We start from the raw sequence: 16,268 nt of genomic DNA on the forward strand, positions 1-16,268 counted from the left end.
ATACGCAAACTTATAAAACCCTGCTGTTACGCAGGGTTTTTTTTTGCAGGTAATTTATAGTAATCCGTTACAAATTGTATAAAAAATGACATTGTTCAATCCAAATTGAAATAAATCATTTATAATATGTAGCAGAAAATAAAATTTTGGAGTGTTTTAAAACACCATGAAATTCGTAGATGAAGTAGAAATTCGCGTAGAAGCCGGCGACGGTGGTAATGGTTTAGTTAGTTTTCGTAAAGAAAAGTATATTGAGTTCGGCGGTCCAAACGGCGGTGACGGCGGTGATGGTGGCGACGTTTACTTAATTGCTGATGAAAGCTGGAATACACTAATCGATTATCGTTTTGAAAGATTTCATCGCGCGAAACGTGGTGAAAATGGCCGAAGCCGAGATTGTACGGGTAAAGGTTCAGAAGATCTTTACTTAAAAGTACCTGTAGGTACTCGTGCTGCTGATATTGATACCGGCGAGCAATTAGGTGATTTGACTCAACACGATCAAACACTATTGGTCGCAAAAGGCGGTTGGCATGGCTTAGGCAATACACGCTTTAAAAGTAGTACTAACAGGGCTCCACGTCAGAAAACTGATGGAACGCCAGGCGAAATACGCAATTTAAGACTTGAATTGTTGTTACTCGCTGATGTTGGCTTACTTGGTTTGCCAAACGCAGGTAAATCGACCTTAATTCGCAGTGTTTCGGCAGCGAAACCCAAAGTAGCAGACTACCCGTTTACTACCTTAGTGCCTAATTTAGGTGTTGTGCGTTTAGATGCTCAACGTAGTTTTGTTATTGCTGATATCCCAGGTTTGATTGAAGGTGCAGCTGACGGTGCTGGTTTAGGTACACAGTTTCTAAAACACTTAGAACGTTGTCGTATCTTATTGCATGTGGTTGATGTTTTACCGGTTGACGGCTCTGATCCGTTAGAAAATGCAAGAACCATTGCAGGTGAACTAGAAACACATTCTGCAGCACTGGCAGGAAAGCCACGCTGGTTAGTATTCAACAAGTTAGATTTATTACTTGAAGAAGAAGCGAAAGAAGTTACCGACCGCATTATTGAAGGCCTAGGGTGGGAAGGTGAGGTTCGCAGTATTTCAGCGGTTAATCGCAAAGGCACTGAAGATTTGTGTCAAGGCGTTATGAGCTTTATAGAAGCCTTGCCACCAGAAGTTGAAGAAGCGCCGATTGATGGTAAAACTGTTGAATTTAAATGGGATACTTATCACGAAGATGCGATTGCAGACTTGGCAGACGATCTTGATGATGAAGACTGGGATGAAGATGATTACGATGTAGAAGTTGAATATCGTAAGTAAATTTGTAATCTACCAGCGTTCGATTTAAGCCTTTATCATACGGTTAAGCGCTAAATAAAAGTGTTAAAAGGCGGTTTGTTATTTACATAATAAACCGCCAAGCTTTCAAGTGGTATCTATCAAATTCTATCAAGCAAAGCCTATCAAACTCTTTCAAGTAACGCCTATCAAATTCTATCAAGCAAAGCCTATCAAACTCTTTCAAGTAACGCCTATCAAATTCTATCAAGCAAAGCCTATCAAACTCTTTCAAGTAACGCCTATCAAACTCTTTCAAGTAACGCCTATCAAATTCTATCAAGCAAAGCCTATCAAACTCTTTCAAGTAACGCCTATCAAACTCTATCAAGTAACGCCTATCAAACTCTATCAAGTAAAGCCTATCAATCTATATCAAATAAACCCTGACAAATCCTCTAACTTACACTGAGCATATAGGGCATTTAGCCTGTTTTTTCATAGCGAATTGCTGCCATGAGTTATTTAAACCATCAAAAATATTCAGTTGATTTGTTGCCACGGGATAACCGGTTAAAAACTTAATCGCCTGTAACGCTTGCATGCCACCAATAATCGCTAATACGGGGCCTAATATGCCGATGGTTTGGCAATTATTTTCGGGCGCTTTTTTATTAGCAGGAAATAAACATTGATAGCAAGCGCTGTCAGCTATGTTTGGGTTAACGAACATATGTTGACCGTCAAAACCTGTTGCCGCCCCAATGACTAGGGGTTTCTTATGTTCTATACATTTTTGATTAATAAGATAACGGGTGGTTATGTTGTCAGTGCAATCGAGTACTAAGTCAACGAGGGGAAAATAGTAATCGGCAAGCTCTTCATCGAGCATTTCATCAAGCACTTCTATATTGGTACTGCTATTAAGTTGCTGTAATTTCTCTGCGCTAGTATCTGCTTTATTTTGGCCGATATCGGTTTCACTGAACAGTATCTGCCGGTGTAAGTTGGATATTTCAATGCTATCGCCATCAGCAACATAAATATTGCCAACCCCTGCGGCATTTAAGTAAAGGCTAACAGGATTACCTAAACCACCAACACCAATAATTAAGATGCTGGCATTTTTAAGGGCTTGTTGACCTTCTTCACCCAAGCCTTTTAACATAGTTTGACGGCTAAAGCGTAATTGTTCTTGATTGCTAAGCATGGTGTGTTGGCTCCGTATAATGATAACTATGTACAGCATTTGCTTTGAATTGAATAAACACGATTGCATGTGTGGTTAGCGCCATGCGTTTTGCTGACCACAGACTGATTTGAGCATAAAACTTTTGCTCACCGGCATTTAGCGTGATTAACGCATTGGTATTACTGTAGTCAATTGCACTAATAGTTGCCGACAAGTGATTTACAATTGAGCTATGTTCAGGCTTTGTTGTACTGATACTAATATCGCGTGCATAAATAATAAAGGGTAGTTGCTGGCCAATTAAGCGCGGGTTGCTGGTCTGTTCAAGTATTGGTGAATATATGCTGTGATTACTGCTTTGATTACCGCTCTGTAATGTAGGCAGTGAAAGACGGGTTAGACCGTAATCAGGTAAATGCTCAGCGATTGTTAACGATAAACTCGTTTTAGGGCTAGTCTCGCCTCGGCTATTTAAGTCATGAATAGCTTGGTGAATAGGGGCTGATTGACTCATTTTTCCTGCTGAAACTATCACTAATTGATCGGCGATATATTGTAATTCACTTAAACTGTGACTGACATAAAGCATGGGTAGCTTAAGTTGCTGCTGAATAGCTTTTAAAATGGTTAACATCTGTGATTTAGTGGTTTTATCTAAGGCACTAAAGGGTTCATCCAATAACAGTAATTTAGGCTCTGCTAATAATGCTCGAGCAATGGACACTCGTTGTTTTTCACCACCGGAAAGCTGTGTGACATTTTGATGCTGTAGTTTGGTTAGTTGCGTTAATGTCAGTACTTTATCAATGGTTAGTTGTCGGTTTTTTTGCCGCTTAGCGCCATAAGCTAAATTTTCATAAACCGTTAAGTGCGGAAATAAACGACTGTCTTGAAAAACTAAGCCAATTTGTCTTTTTTCAGCTTTAATAAAGCACTTGTTGTCGCTGTTTTGTAACGCTACGCCATTTAATGATAGTTGGCCATTTGCCCGGTGTTCAAGGCCGGCAATAACGCGTAGTAAGGTCGATTTACCTGAACCAGAGTCGCCATAGATACCGGTAATGCCTGAGATGCTAATCGTTTGTTCAATGGACACTGCAAAACTATTAAACGCTAATGTAAATGCCAAAGATAATTCTGAAGATATAGTTCGCTCAGGGTTTTCAGCGAGTGACTTTTTGTCGGCTATAGCTTTGATATAAGGTTGTTGATTTGAGTTGTTAACGTCAGGCATATCGCTCATCACTTTGCTAAGTCCTTTTGCTTACTGGTAAAATTGTTACCTAGCAGATATACAAAAGACAACAGTAATAATGACGCAATAAGTAGGCCTGCTGACAACAAATGGGCGTTAGCATAGTTAAACGCTTCAACATGATCGAATAAAGCGATTGATAAAACTCTTGTTTCTCCGGGAATATTACCGCCAATCATCAGCACCACGCCAAATTCACCTACGGTATGGGCAAAACCTAATACGGTAGCGGTAATGAAGCTGGCCTTAGTTAAGGGAAAAACGACACTAAAAAATCTATCTAGCGGACCTGCGCCAAGCATAGCTGCTGCTTCTAAGTGCTGATCGCCAAGTTGTTCAAAAGCCTTTTGCAATGGTTGTACAACAAAGGGTAGGGAATAAAGTACGGAACCAATAACAATAGCACTGAAACTAAAGGCTAATTGGCTGCCTGTAGCACTTTGCCATAACTCTCCAGGTAAAGAGGTCGGTGAAAACGCCAATAGTAAATAAAAGCCTAATACAGTAGGTGGCAATACTAAGGGTAAAGCGACAATTGCTTCAAAAAAAACTTTAAATCGACTTTGCCATTTAGCTAAATACCATGCCATCGGCGTACCTAATAATAGGAGGATAACGGTGGTAATCGCAGCCATTTTTAAGGTGGTGACAAGGGCGAGTAAGTCAGCTGAAAGATCAGTCATTTTTTGCCTTAACCTGAGTGTTATCTCGTGGTGATTTTACTGGCAAGTAGCCCAGTGCTTGTAATGTTTTTTGGCTACTAACTTGTAGTATAAAGTCACTTACTTGTTGGGCTAATTCAACTTGTTGACTAGACTTTACAATCACTAGCTGTTGGGCAATAGGTTGATAATATGCCGTCGGCATAATTATCCCCTGATAGTTATTGATGACTAATTGACTATACGCCACTATGCCTAAAGGGACGGCTTGACTTCGAACTTGTTGAAAGGTTTGGCTAATATTTATACCGGTGATTAATTGATTTTTTAACTTCGGCCATAGCGATAAATGTTGCAAGGCTTGCTGGGCCGCTTTGCCATAGGGCGCAGTATCGGGATTGGCGATGGCTAACTTACCGGTATAATGATTAAGCTCATTTAAGCTCTGTAATGGTTGAGTGGCAGACCATAAAGCAATTTGCCCATAAGCATAAGTTTGACGACTATGCTTTATTATCAGCTTTTCTTGTTCAAGTAATTCTGGTCGGACTGAGTCAGCGGATAGAAATAAATCAAACGGTGCACCATGTTTTATTTGCTGATAAAGCGTACCCGTAGCCGCACTGATAATTTGATAATTAATCTGATCTTTATTCGGTAAGTCAGCCAATAATATTTTAAGTGCAGGAGCAAAGTTAGCCGCTACAGCAATACGTAAAGGCTTGGTTTGCTTTTGTTGGTCAACAGCAAAAACGTAGCTAGTTTGTAAGGCTAGCCACATAATCGTAAGCGCAATGAATATTTGCGCTAACTTGGGTAAGTGCTTCAGCATTAAATTGGGCATAAGGACTTTCGATAATATTAATGCTATGTAAACTTTAGATGGGGCACAAAGTTACATGGTCGATGGCTAGCATCTAATTGTTCGACAATTAACTTGTCCCAAGCCGTTTTACAGGCATTGGTTGAGCCCGGTACTGACAAAATAACAGTGCTATTTGCCATGCCGCCAAAGGCGCGTGATTGAATGGTCGAGGTACCAATTTCAGCTAAAGAAATCGTTCTAAATACTTCGCCAAAGCCTTCAATATCTTTATCAAATAAAGGCAGTAGCGCTTCAGGTGTATTGTCTCGAGCTGTAAAGCCTGTTCCGCCGGTCGTTAATATAACCTGCACATTTTCATCAGCAATCCACTTAGAAACTACAGCACGTAGTTGGTAGACGTCGTCTTTTGAAATTTCTTTAGCGGCTAATTTATGGCCAGCAGCTTGTAATCGTTCAACGAGTGTTTGACCTGAGGTATCATTGTGCTCTTCTCGGGTATCTGAAACGGTTAGTACTGCGATGTTTAATGGGACGAAACCATCGCCGCAATGAATTGAAGAGATACTAGACATGAGATTTCCTTTGCAAAGATAATAATTGTTTTGCCTGTTGCCATTGCTCAGGCGTATTGGTGTTAAATAAACACTGATCGTTTTTAGGTTTTATCGCGTTATGCGGAATTTGCGCTAATAAACTTCGCACAGAAGGCCCTGATAAATTGCGTTTACCGGTAGATTTTTTAGAGGCAACTTGAGCGTGCTCTCGAAATAGTGATTGTTGAAAAAACTGTTCAACAAAAGCATTTACGGGTAAATACAGTGGCAGAAAATTATCAGTAAAATAACATGCGCGTTGACTCAATTCTCCAACTTGCTTTAGTGCTGCGAGCTCACCTGAGGTCATTAAAGGCAAATCAACGGGTAAAATTAGCAGTGATTTAGGTTTGAATTGTTCGATAATGCTTTGAATACCACCCAGAGGACCCATATTCGCCACGAGATCGTCAATACCTTTTTCACCACCACTGACGATCACGTGTGAGCTGCCAGCACTCTTGAGCACAGACTTGCTATAACTCAGCATGTCTTGTGTTTCGCGCTGTAAATTGGCTTTGTTTTCTCCCATACGGCTAGATTTACCACCCGCTAAAACCACCCCTAAGCAAGGCTGGAATAATGTGTTATCTACACTCATTAACCGCCCAACATTGCTAAGTTTTTTGTCGCTCCAGTGAGCTTGTCGTGTAAAAAGTGGGTTTGTTTTTTGTCGGTCAACATATTGCTGATAGCGGCTTTTAAAGGTTCAACATCATCAGTTTGCAAGTAGTCCTTTAGCGATAAGCCTTGTTCGGTAAATAAACATAAATGTAATTTACCAATGGCACTTATCCGTAAGCGATTACAGGTATTACAAAAATCTTTTGAATAAGGCATTATTAAGCCAATTCTACCTGCATAGTCAGGGTGAAAGAACTCTTGTGCTGGCCCAGCTGCTTTATCATTAATAACCGGTAACCAACCATCTAAGATCAAGTTTTGCTTTATGCGCGAACCTTGAACGTGTTGAGCATCGAAAAACTCTTTATTATCACCCGTTTGCATTAACTCAATAAAGCGTAAAGTTATTGGTGTATCTTTTAACCAAGCTAAATAACTGGCAATGTCGTAACCATTGTACTCACGCATTAATACCGTATTCACTTTAACCGTTGTATTACCTGCAGCAACCGCCATATCAATACCTTTAAGGATATGTTTTAGCTTATCGTGGCCAGTAATAGCATGGAATTGTCGTGGGTCTAGCGTGTCAATACTAATATTGATGGCATCAATGCCGGCATCTAGCCAAGCAGGTAAATGCTCAGGAAGTTTGTAACCATTACTCGTAATAGCGACCTTTTTAATACCTGGAGTTTGCTTACATCGAGCAATTATTTCAGGTAGGTCTTTACGTAAAGAGGGCTCGCCACCAGTGATACGGATTTTTTCCGTACCCATAGAAGAAAACGCTGAAGCTAAACGGGTAATTTCAGGCAGTGTGAGGAATTTTCTATCGTTATCACACTGATAGCCATCGGGTAAGCAATAGCTACACCGAAAATTACATACGTCAGTGATCGATAGGCGCAAGTAATAAAACTTGCGACCGAAGTTGTCTGTTAACATGTCACCTTTCCAAAGTCGGGAGGTAAACAAGTTTCCTTGTTAACCCTGGCAAACTCAAAAATTAAATTTGGTTTACGGCTAAAAGAGCATGTTGGTTGCATAGCAACGAATTTAGCTAAGATAGCTCGGCGAAAAAAATATTTTATATCATATAACTATAAGCATAGTATGATTGTTAGCACTATAACAGATAAAGACCTTGGTTATATTAAATGACGTTCAATATTGTCAATATTATTGGCATAATTTGTTCACCAAGTGAAGATGGAAATATTTAAAGCAAGCTGCCTCATGCGCTAGGCGATAGCTGAGAAATAGAAAATACAATAAAATTGGATGGTTTATTATGGTTGATTGTTGTGCTACGCCTGGATTAATGCCCTTTGAACAAGCACTAGAAACGATGCTTGCTGGTATTACCCCGATCACTGAAGTTGAACGTACTACCTTAACCGAAAGCCTAGGTAGAGTTTTATCGACAGATATAACTAGCCCAATTAATGTCCCTCCACATAATAACTCCGCTATGGATGGTTACGCTTTTGCTAACGCTAGTTTGGCTAAACACTCAAGTTTGATTTTAGTTGGCCGTTCAATGGCAGGGCAGCCTTATGAAGGTGCTTGTGGCAAAGGTGAGTGCATTCGTATTATGACAGGTGCAAAAATACCTGCTGATTGCGATACGGTAGAAATGCAAGAAAATTGTCAGGTAGTAGATAACAGCGTTAAGTTTGAAGTACAACGTGAGCTGGGTGACCATGTTCGCTATGCCGGTGAAGATATTAATAAAAATCAGGTGGTTTTTAGCAAAGGTCGGCGTTTATCTGCTATTGATATTGGCGTTTTAGCTTCACTCGGTATTCAAGAGTTAACGGTATTTCGCAAACTTAATGTCGCGTTAATTGCTACAGGTGATGAGCTAAAAGCATTAGGCGAACCACTAGGTAGCGGTGACATTTTTGAAAGTAACAGTTATGCGCTTGCCGGAATGTTAGAAAACCTCAATGTTAATGTGATTAATTTTGGCGTTATAGTTGATGATGAAACCGCTATTAGAGAGGCTTTTATTCAAGCCGATGCATTAGCAGATGCAGTGATTTCCTCTGGAGGTGTTTCAGTCGGTGACGCCGATTATACTAAACTCGTGCTGGAACAAATTGGTGAAATTGCCTTTTGGAAAATCGCAATGAAACCAGGCAAGCCTTTTGCTTTTGGTAAACTGCCCAACAGTGTTTTTTTCGGCTTACCGGGCAATCCTGTCTCCGCTATGGTAACCGCCGATTTATTAGCCATACCCGCGTTGATAAAATTACAGAACTGCCTGGCAGTGCCCTTAATAAAGTTAAAAGCCAAAACGCTGACAGATTTAAGAAAGTCCCCCGGGCGCATGGACTTTCAACGCGGTGTAATTTCTTATGACAATAACGGCGAATTAATAGTTACTAGCACAGGTAGTCAAGGCTCTGGTATTTTAACCAGCATAGCGTCGGCAAATTGTTATATTGTTTTACCTGCTGAGCAAGGTAGAGTTCAGGCCGGAGAAATAGTTAACATTCGTTTGTTTGAGCGTTATTTTTCCTGATGATTCACCTAAAGTGGTTTGACAAAAAACAGGGATAACTGTTGTTGAAAACTATTTATTTTATTCCTGGCACTATGTGCACTCAAGATTTATGGCTGCCTGCTTGGCAGCTACTGCGTCAGCAATACTCTCAAGATTATCAGTTAATACCTTTGGTGATCCCAAGTAGTGGCAGTATGGATGAGGTTGTAAGTTCACTTTCAGACCAAGTTGTTGACCATGAAGCAATATTAGTCGGCTTTTCATTGGGCGGCTACATTGCTAGTGCCATCGCGTTAAAGCTTAAAAATAAACTAAAGCATTTATTGATCGTGTCTAATTTTCCGAAAAATTTGCCATTAGCGGAAATTAAACAGCGTAAACGTACCATTGATTGGATAAATCAGCGCGGTTATTTGGGTATTCCCAATAAGCGAATTGATGATTTACTGCACCCAAATATTAAGCAATTTAACCCCCAGTGTTATCAAGATATTAAGCAAGTCATTGTCGCCATGGATCGTGAGCTTGGCGTTGACATATTATTACACCAGCTAAGTGTTTCGATGCATCGGCCAAATTTATTACCCTTATTAACTCAGTTAACCTTACCTGTGACGTTGCTTGTGGGCGATGAAGATAACTTAGTTGATCTTGTTTCATTGAGACAAGAGTTGAAACAAGAGTTGAGACAAGAACTACATGGCGCAAATAACATTGTGCTAAAAGAGGTCACTAATACCGGGCATATGTTACCGTTAGAATCACCGCAAGCTTTAGCGACAATGCTGTTGTCTTTATTGGCTAGTTAACCCTACTTTTCCTTATTAAACTGCGGATAATAATATAATTGCGTAAAGCTGTGTTTGCGTGAGCGAAAGCGTGTAAAATAGCGACAATTATTTTTTACGTTAGGACTTTGACGTTGAGCGACAGCAAATTTTCATCACTTAGCTTACAACCCGCAATTTTAGATAACCTTTCATCACTTGGTTACCATGAGATGACAGAAATACAAGCTAAAAGCCTACCGGCTATTTTAGCGGGACAAGATGTCATTGCCCAAGGTAAGACCGGCTCAGGTAAAACAGCGGCATTTGGTCTTGGCCTTTTGAATAAACTACAAGTTAAAAAGTTTAGAATTCAAACCTTGGTACTATGCCCTACACGCGAGTTAGCCGACCAAGTAGCGAAAGAAATTAGAAAGCTTGCTAGAGCGGTTCATAACATAAAAGTGCTTACCTTATGTGGTGGTACACCGTTTGGACCACAAGTAGGTTCATTGGAGCATGGCGCGCATATTATTGTTGGCACACCAGGGCGAATAGAAGATCATTTAGGCCGTGGGACTTTATCATTAGAACACGTGGACACCCTGGTTTTAGATGAAGCTGACCGCATGCTGGATATGGGGTTTCAGGCAGCTTTAGATAACATCGTTGCTAAAATGCCAAAGCAACGACAAACGTTATTATTTAGCGCTACGTTCCCGCAACAAATTCAAAAAATAGCGAATAGTTATTTGCAAACACCTGCTGTGATTAAAGTAGAGTCAAGCCATGAAAGTAGCACTATTTCACAGCACTTTTATCAGGTAGAAAATGATGAAGATCGCCTAACCGCTATCCGATTACTGCTACTAACTCATCAACCCGAGTCGAGTGTAATCTTTTGTAATACCAAAATAGAAACGCAGAATGTGGCGAATAAATTGGCTGCTTATGGTTTTGGTGTCGTAGCATTGCATGGTGATTTGGAACAAAGAGATCGTGATCAAACATTAGTGCGCTTTTCTAACAAAAGCGCCTCAATACTGGTTGCTACTGATGTTGCCGCCCGTGGTTTAGATATTGAAGCGCTTGATGCGGTATTTAATTACCATATTGCGCATGACAGTGAAGTGCATATACACCGCATAGGTCGCACCGGTCGTGCAGGCAGCACAGGTTATGCATTTTCATTATTTAATAAAAAAGATAGCTATAAAATTGGCTTATTGGAAGATTATTTAGAGCGAACTATTGAAGGTGAAGAGTTACCGAGTAGTGAAGCTTTAGAGCGAAATGTATTTACGCCAAAAATGACCACGATTCAGATCGATGGTGGTAAAAAACAAAAAGTCAGACCAGGCGATATTGTTGGTGCACTTACGGGTGAAAATGGCATAACATTTGAACAAGTGGGTAAAATTCAATTAGGCGCTAATTGGGCATATGTAGCGGTAGAAAAATCGGTAGCGAGAAAAGCGTTAAACAAGTTAACGCATGGCAAGCTAAAAGGCCGTACTTTTAGGGTTAAAGAATTAAAGTAAGTAGTTACTAAGTTTAATGCCATAAGTTATAAAAAATAACATCACAGGTGCCCAGCTGAAAATTGAGCATCTGCGGTGTTACATTATTAATTTTAATACCAACCTCCTTAATTTTTACAACTGAAAATTAACCTGTATCTTTTCAATTTTAGCGACATCAATTATCTTAACGTTACCGATAACACTGCGTTGTAAGCGTGCCGCGGTTTTATTTGCGCCGTGTTTTTGTGCGAAACTGATAATATCTTCGCCGTTACACATCACCTTCATTGCGAGTATTTTGTTTCGTAAATTATAAGAGTCAGCTGTTTTTTGAAACTGATTAACGTTATTAGTTAATGTAGATTTACAGACGTCAATAAGGGCTGTTTCAATATATTTATCCATGGCATAGCTATTAAAACTGACAATTGATAAAACTGAACAGGTGATCGCGGTAGTAGTGAATAATTTGAATGTGTTCATTTGGCTCTCCGTATACAATTAAAAATTTATTTACGCTGTGTACACTTTTAATAGTGACGTATTCGCGATAAAAAGTTGTAAAGAAGAGCGGACTGAATGTAAAAGTTAATCACTAGCAATAGTGGCTAGTACCTATGGTAATATTTTGTTTTTATAACATAAAATTTTTATAGTAAACCGGTTTGATGACATTAACTCTTACATCTATGGGTGAACTTTGAAACATTATCGTATAGACATGTTATATATCGTAAGATGGAACACATGAAATTTATGTTGGCAGCTAACATTTTCTGGTAATTTTATAAAATCAGGGTATGATACTGGTAATATGTACAGTCTTTACTGGCCTGAATTGGCATACTTTTATAATTTAGAGCTTAGAGCTTAGAAATTAGAATAGGTCTGCTTTTAGTTGGGCAGTAACGAATTGAATTTGGTAAATAGTAAATAAGGGATAACAATGGCAGTAGAGAGTCGATTTGTCGTCATAAGACAAGGTGTGGAGGTAGAAACATTCATGGATAAAAAAGCCGCAGACGAATATGATAAAATGCTCGATATGGCAGATAATTTATCTGAAATGTTTGAACAAGCACCTGTCGAGCTTTCTGAAAGTATTCGTGAAGAACTCAGTGTTTATTTAGCCCAAAATCGTGATGACGTGCTGGTAGCTTTACAAGCTAAAAAAGCTAAAGCAACGAACACTAAAGCCGTTGTTAGTAGCCCGAAAAAGACTAAAGCAGAAGTGGCCGATGAGGTTGTTGAAGCCGACAGTGTGAATACAACTGAGAAAGTAAAAAAGGCCAAATCGCCTAGCGCTAAAGCAAGTAGTAAAACTAAACCTGTGGTAGCTTAAGCTTATATTTAGATGCTGGTCAGCGAAAAGTTAGCTAGTGTTTAACCTTGTTTATCCCTAATCGAGGTTGTTTTTTTCATTTGTTATTGGTTAATTTTTTATGGTGGTGTTTTGGAATATCAGCTAATACGAAGCGCGCGGAGAAAAACTATTGCCTTGCAAGTAAGCAATGCACAAATTATTGTTAGGGCACCAAAGTTTGTCAAAACAGCGTACGTTGAAAGCCTTATACAATCTAAATTGTTGTGGCTAAAACAAAAGGTTGCAGAACAACAGCACCATACCTTATTAAACCCTACTTTTACTCAACAACTTAGCAACGAGAATGCTCATAACAAACCATCAATCTATATTGATGGTTTGCCGCATAATATTGTCATTGCTTACGGGCCACAAAATGTTATTCATAATAAGCAGGATCAAAGCTTAACCGTGGTGCTCAATGCTCGTTATGCATCATACAGTTTGCACTCAGAACTTACGGTAACGAAAATTAAAACGCAAATTGAAGGCTGGTTTAAAGCGCATGTTGAAGATTATATTCAGCAAAATCTTATAGGTTTTTCTAATAAAATGTCGCTATATGCGTCATCGTTTAAAGTGAGAAAATATAAAGCACGCTGGGGAAGTTGTAATAGTCGTAGCGAATTAAGCTTTAATTACTTATTGAAAATGCTGCCAACCTGGGTGGTTGACTATGTCATCATCCATGAGTTATGTCATATCAAACACATGGACCATTCGACAAAATTTTGGCAACTAGTTGCCGTATATTGCCCTGAATATCAAAACGCCAAAAGTTGGATGCAAGAACACCAACCTGACCTGAAATGGTCGTAACCTTCCTCTTGCATAACAGGCATAACAGGCATAACAGGCATAACAAAAGCTATCTCTTTCATATTTAATCAATAATTATTATGTCTAAGCTAATTAATCAACTTTTTATAAACTAATTGGCACGAGACCTGCTTGGTATATTTACTGCTTTGTGACTTAAAAAAATAATAAAACGATTAATGTCCAATAGCATCAATATATATGCAAACTGCCTTTTGATAGCATTGGCATAAGGGGATAAATATGAAATTAACTCACTATAGTTGGAAGGCAATATGTATTTATTTATTGTCTGCTGCTATGTCTATAACCTTTATTGAGCTATTAATAAATTTATAGCCAGCAAATACCAATCTCACGCATTATTTAATCCTATATATGGGTTAAATAAGCCACTATTACGTTAGTCATTACCGTTATATGGATGCCGCTTATTCGACGCCGTAGGAGCCTACTGTCCTGAACCATATGTTATTAACATAAATATCTTATATTTGCCCATTACTCATGCGCATAAAATAGGCCACTTAACTTAACTTAACTTAACTTAATCTAATAAAATTAAATTGATCGGGGAATATCTCACTTTCTGATTAATCCGTGAATGTTGGTATATCAACACCGCCTCATTTATCGTGCTTATTTTTGCAATAAATTTAGGTTTAAAGATGCCCTTTAAGTCTACTTTCAAACCATTAAAATGGAAAAAAATGTTGGGTTATTAGCATTAGCAATTAACAGCAGAACAAATTTAAGGTAAATTAGTTGTTAATAAAAAAATAATTAAGGAATAGCGCCAAATGAGTACAAATGTTCTTATTTGTGATGACTCTAACTTAGCCCGAAAGCAAGTACTTAGAAGCCTTCCCGATAACCTATCAATAAATGCGCAATTAGCCAAAGACGGCCAAGAAGCACTAGATATTTTACGCAATCAACATATTGATATTCTATTTCTTGATTTGACCATGCCAATTATTGATGGCTTGGGCGTATTAAAAGCATTGAAAGATGAAAGTATTAATGTACCTGTGTTTGTTATTTCAGCAGATATTCAACCTGAAATGCAAAGTCGAGTATTGGAGTTAGGTGCAAAAGCATTTTTGCGTAAACCTATAGAATTAGATACATTAAATGAACACTTAAGAAATCATGGTTTCCTATGAATGCATCTGACTTAACTGAAGATCAACACGACTGTTTACAAGAGTTGATTAATGTCGCTATGGGTCAAGCAAGCGATCAACTCGCACGTTATTTAGATACCTTTGTGTATTTAAAAGTGCCGAGTATAGAACAAGTGCGCTCAGAGCATTTATTTGACAGTCTTAACCATGACTTAAAAGCAATGGCAATTGTTAGCCAAGGCTTTTTTGGTTATGAAGGTATTCGTGGTGAAGCACTATTGATGTATCAACCGCTAGATTCAAACCGTTTGGCTGACTTACTCGGTTATGAAGCCGATGAACTTTCATTTGACGAGCAAATTATAGATTTAAGTTCTATTTTAACCACCACATTTCTAAATGTGTTTGCCAGACAAATAGACAACCAGATGTCATACAGTGCCCCAAGGCTATTATCTACTAATTTGAACAAGGTAAATGAGCACTTACAACAGCAATCTTTTAATTGGGATTATGCATTAAAAGTTAAAATTAGTTATCAAGTAACTGACTACTCATTTAATTGCGATATGGTGCTGCTTATTCCTGAGGAAGCTATTATTAATATTAAAACTGTTATTGATCGAATACTGGCAGACTTTTAAAAATGTTAGATACCCTTTGTAGTGATATTTTAAATCGCTTAAATACAGGAATCTTAATTCTAGATAAAAATTTTAATATTCTAATGTGGAATCGATTTCTGGAAGTGCATGCCAACAAAAGCGACAAACAAGTTATCGGCAAAAGTATTTTTGTTGTTTTTCCAGAGTTACCTAGAAAGTGGTTTGAACGTAAATTATCGAGTGTTATCCAATTAAAAAACCAGTCTTTTTGCGGCTGGGAGCAACGCCATCACCTATTTGAACTTTCCCATTCTCGCCCTATAACAACAGACAGTGACTTTATGGCACAAAACTGTACTTTTTTACCTGTTGAGGTAGAAGGAGAAGTTGAGCGTATCTGTATTTTAATTGAAGATGTTACTGATGTTTGTCATTACCAAACTCAATTAAACAAGGTTTTGCAGGAGCTGGCTTTATCGAGTCGTATAGATGGTTTGACCCAAACCTTTAATCGTAAGCATTGGGAAGAGTGTTTTGCTGCTGAGTTTTCTCGAGCTCAGCGCTATAAACAAGAACTCGCCTTAGTGATGCTAGATTTAGATCAATTTAAATTATTGAACGACACCTATGGCCATCAAGGTGGTGATAAAGTGTTAATTGATACATCAAAAGCTATTAATGAAATGCTTCGGATGGGCGATTTGTTTGGCCGCTATGGTGGTGAAGAATTTGCGGTGATATTGCCAAACACCGACCTAAAAGGGGCTGAAGATGTTGCAGAGCGTATTCGTAAAACCATTGAAGGTAATGCTATTCATTATCAAGACCAAGTCATTACTGTTACTGTCAGTATTGGTGTTGCTGTTATGGATGAGAGTGACGCCCGTTATGAAAACCTGATAAGTCATGCCGATATAGCATTATATAAAGCGAAGGGGGCAGGGCGTAACCGAGTTTGTTTAGCGCAAAAACCGAGTGTTTCATGAATATTTTAATCAAATATTCAATCTTCCTAACTTTTATACATATATTAGTTTTTTTTATTCATAAAAAGCAGTTGACAGAAAAATTCATATCAGGCACTTTATACCTCATGAATATTCTACAACGTCGCA

18 protein-coding genes and 1 riboswitch are annotated in these 16,268 nt (G+C 38.6%); of the genes, 10 read left to right on the forward strand and 8 right to left on the reverse strand.

What is annotated here, in order from left to right; genetic code table 11:
• Positions 1-166: 166 nt before the first annotated feature.
• Positions 167-1,327 carry an Obg family GTPase CgtA gene (cgtA, locus tag A3Q33_RS11780; RefSeq protein ID WP_081180108.1) on the forward strand — a complete coding sequence of 387 codons (1,161 nt, stop codon included), beginning with the start codon at positions 167-169 and terminating at the stop codon, positions 1,325-1,327.
• Between the two features lie 109 nt (positions 1,328-1,436).
• On the forward strand, positions 1,437-1,757 hold the full coding sequence (locus A3Q33_RS11785) for a hypothetical protein (protein ID WP_081180109.1): 321 nt from the start codon (positions 1,437-1,439) through the stop codon (positions 1,755-1,757).
• On the opposite strand, the gene A3Q33_RS11790 is transcribed toward A3Q33_RS11785, so the two are convergent.
• The 7 genes from A3Q33_RS11790 to moaA all read right to left on the reverse strand — a co-directional run bounded on the left by A3Q33_RS11790 (position 1,749) and on the right by moaA (position 7,385).
• Positions 1,749-2,495: a HesA/MoeB/ThiF family protein gene (locus A3Q33_RS11790; protein WP_081180110.1), complete on the reverse strand. Its 747-nt coding sequence runs from the start codon at positions 2,493-2,495 to the stop codon at positions 1,749-1,751. The two genes, A3Q33_RS11785 and A3Q33_RS11790, sit on opposite strands and share 9 nt — an antisense overlap.
• On the reverse strand, positions 2,488-3,720 hold the full coding sequence (modC, locus tag A3Q33_RS11795; RefSeq protein WP_081180111.1) for a molybdenum ABC transporter ATP-binding protein: 1,233 nt from the start codon (positions 3,718-3,720) through the stop codon (positions 2,488-2,490). The genes A3Q33_RS11790 and modC overlap by 8 nt, the downstream gene beginning before the upstream one ends.
• Positions 3,720-4,415 carry a molybdate ABC transporter permease subunit gene (gene modB, locus A3Q33_RS11800; protein WP_081180112.1) on the reverse strand — a complete coding sequence of 232 codons (696 nt, stop codon included), beginning with the start codon at positions 4,413-4,415 and terminating at the stop codon, positions 3,720-3,722. The genes modC and modB overlap by 1 nt, the downstream gene beginning before the upstream one ends.
• Positions 4,408-5,238 carry a molybdate ABC transporter substrate-binding protein gene (modA, locus tag A3Q33_RS11805; RefSeq protein WP_081180113.1) on the reverse strand — a complete coding sequence of 277 codons (831 nt, stop codon included), beginning with the start codon at positions 5,236-5,238 and terminating at the stop codon, positions 4,408-4,410. The genes modB and modA overlap by 8 nt, the downstream gene beginning before the upstream one ends.
• 23 nt (positions 5,239-5,261) lie before the next feature.
• Entirely contained in the window at positions 5,262-5,792 is a 531-nt protein-coding gene (gene moaB, locus A3Q33_RS11810; RefSeq protein ID WP_081180114.1) for a molybdenum cofactor biosynthesis protein B, read from the reverse strand.
• The gene (gene mobA, locus A3Q33_RS11815) at positions 5,785-6,414 is read right to left on the reverse strand and encodes a molybdenum cofactor guanylyltransferase (RefSeq protein WP_081180115.1); all 630 of its coding nucleotides are present in this window, start codon (positions 6,412-6,414) and stop codon (positions 5,785-5,787) included. Before mobA ends, moaB begins: the two co-directional genes overlap by 8 nt.
• Entirely contained in the window at positions 6,414-7,385 is a 972-nt protein-coding gene (gene moaA / locus A3Q33_RS11820) for a GTP 3',8-cyclase MoaA (protein WP_081180116.1), read from the reverse strand. Before moaA ends, mobA begins: the two co-directional genes overlap by 1 nt.
• Positions 7,372-7,528: riboswitch (molybdenum cofactor riboswitch) on the reverse strand. Its footprint overlaps the gene before it by 14 nt.
• A 203-nt stretch (positions 7,529-7,731) precedes the next feature.
• Here moaA and moeA point away from each other — a divergent pair.
• From moeA to dbpA, 3 genes are all read left to right on the forward strand, one after another.
• Positions 7,732-8,967 (forward strand): molybdopterin molybdotransferase MoeA, encoded by a 1,236-nt coding sequence (moeA, locus tag A3Q33_RS11825; protein ID WP_081180117.1) that lies wholly within the window; start codon positions 7,732-7,734, stop codon positions 8,965-8,967.
• Between the two features lie 41 nt (positions 8,968-9,008).
• Positions 9,009-9,758 carry an alpha/beta fold hydrolase gene (locus tag A3Q33_RS11830; protein ID WP_155866763.1) on the forward strand — a complete coding sequence of 250 codons (750 nt, stop codon included), beginning with the start codon at positions 9,009-9,011 and terminating at the stop codon, positions 9,756-9,758.
• Positions 9,759-9,865: 107 nt separating this feature from the next.
• Positions 9,866-11,257, forward strand: a complete 1,392-nt coding sequence (gene dbpA, locus A3Q33_RS11835) for an ATP-dependent RNA helicase DbpA (protein ID WP_502687189.1) — start codon at positions 9,866-9,868, stop codon at positions 11,255-11,257.
• A 114-nt stretch (positions 11,258-11,371) separates the two neighbouring features.
• Here dbpA and A3Q33_RS11840 read toward each other — a convergent pair whose 3' ends face one another.
• Complete coding sequence (locus tag A3Q33_RS11840; protein ID WP_081180120.1) at positions 11,372-11,722, reverse strand: DUF3718 domain-containing protein; 351 nt, start codon at positions 11,720-11,722, stop codon at positions 11,372-11,374.
• Between the two features lie 463 nt (positions 11,723-12,185).
• Here A3Q33_RS11840 and A3Q33_RS11845 point away from each other — a divergent pair, with 463 nt between their 5' ends.
• From A3Q33_RS11845 to A3Q33_RS11865, 5 genes are all read left to right on the forward strand, one after another.
• The gene (locus A3Q33_RS11845; RefSeq protein WP_081180121.1) at positions 12,186-12,581 is read left to right on the forward strand and encodes a YebG family protein; all 396 of its coding nucleotides are present in this window, start codon (positions 12,186-12,188) and stop codon (positions 12,579-12,581) included.
• Between the two features lie 111 nt (positions 12,582-12,692).
• Positions 12,693-13,421, forward strand: coding sequence for a M48 family metallopeptidase (locus A3Q33_RS11850; protein ID WP_196797950.1), 729 nt, complete (start codon positions 12,693-12,695; stop codon positions 13,419-13,421).
• Positions 13,422-14,221: 800 nt separating this feature from the next.
• A complete protein-coding gene (locus A3Q33_RS11855) occupies positions 14,222-14,587 on the forward strand; it encodes a response regulator (protein WP_081180123.1) in 366 nt (121 codons plus the stop codon).
• Positions 14,584-15,192, forward strand: coding sequence for a chemotaxis protein (locus A3Q33_RS11860; protein ID WP_081180124.1), 609 nt, complete (start codon positions 14,584-14,586; stop codon positions 15,190-15,192). Before A3Q33_RS11855 ends, A3Q33_RS11860 begins: the two co-directional genes overlap by 4 nt.
• Positions 15,193-15,194: 2 nt before the next feature.
• On the forward strand, positions 15,195-16,139 hold the full coding sequence (locus tag A3Q33_RS11865; RefSeq protein ID WP_081180125.1) for a diguanylate cyclase: 945 nt from the start codon (positions 15,195-15,197) through the stop codon (positions 16,137-16,139).
• The last annotated feature ends 129 nt before the right edge of the window (positions 16,140-16,268 follow it).

It is taken from the genome of Colwellia sp. PAMC 21821 (assembly GCF_002077175.1).
Lineage (GTDB): Bacteria > Pseudomonadota > Gammaproteobacteria > Enterobacterales > Alteromonadaceae > Cognaticolwellia.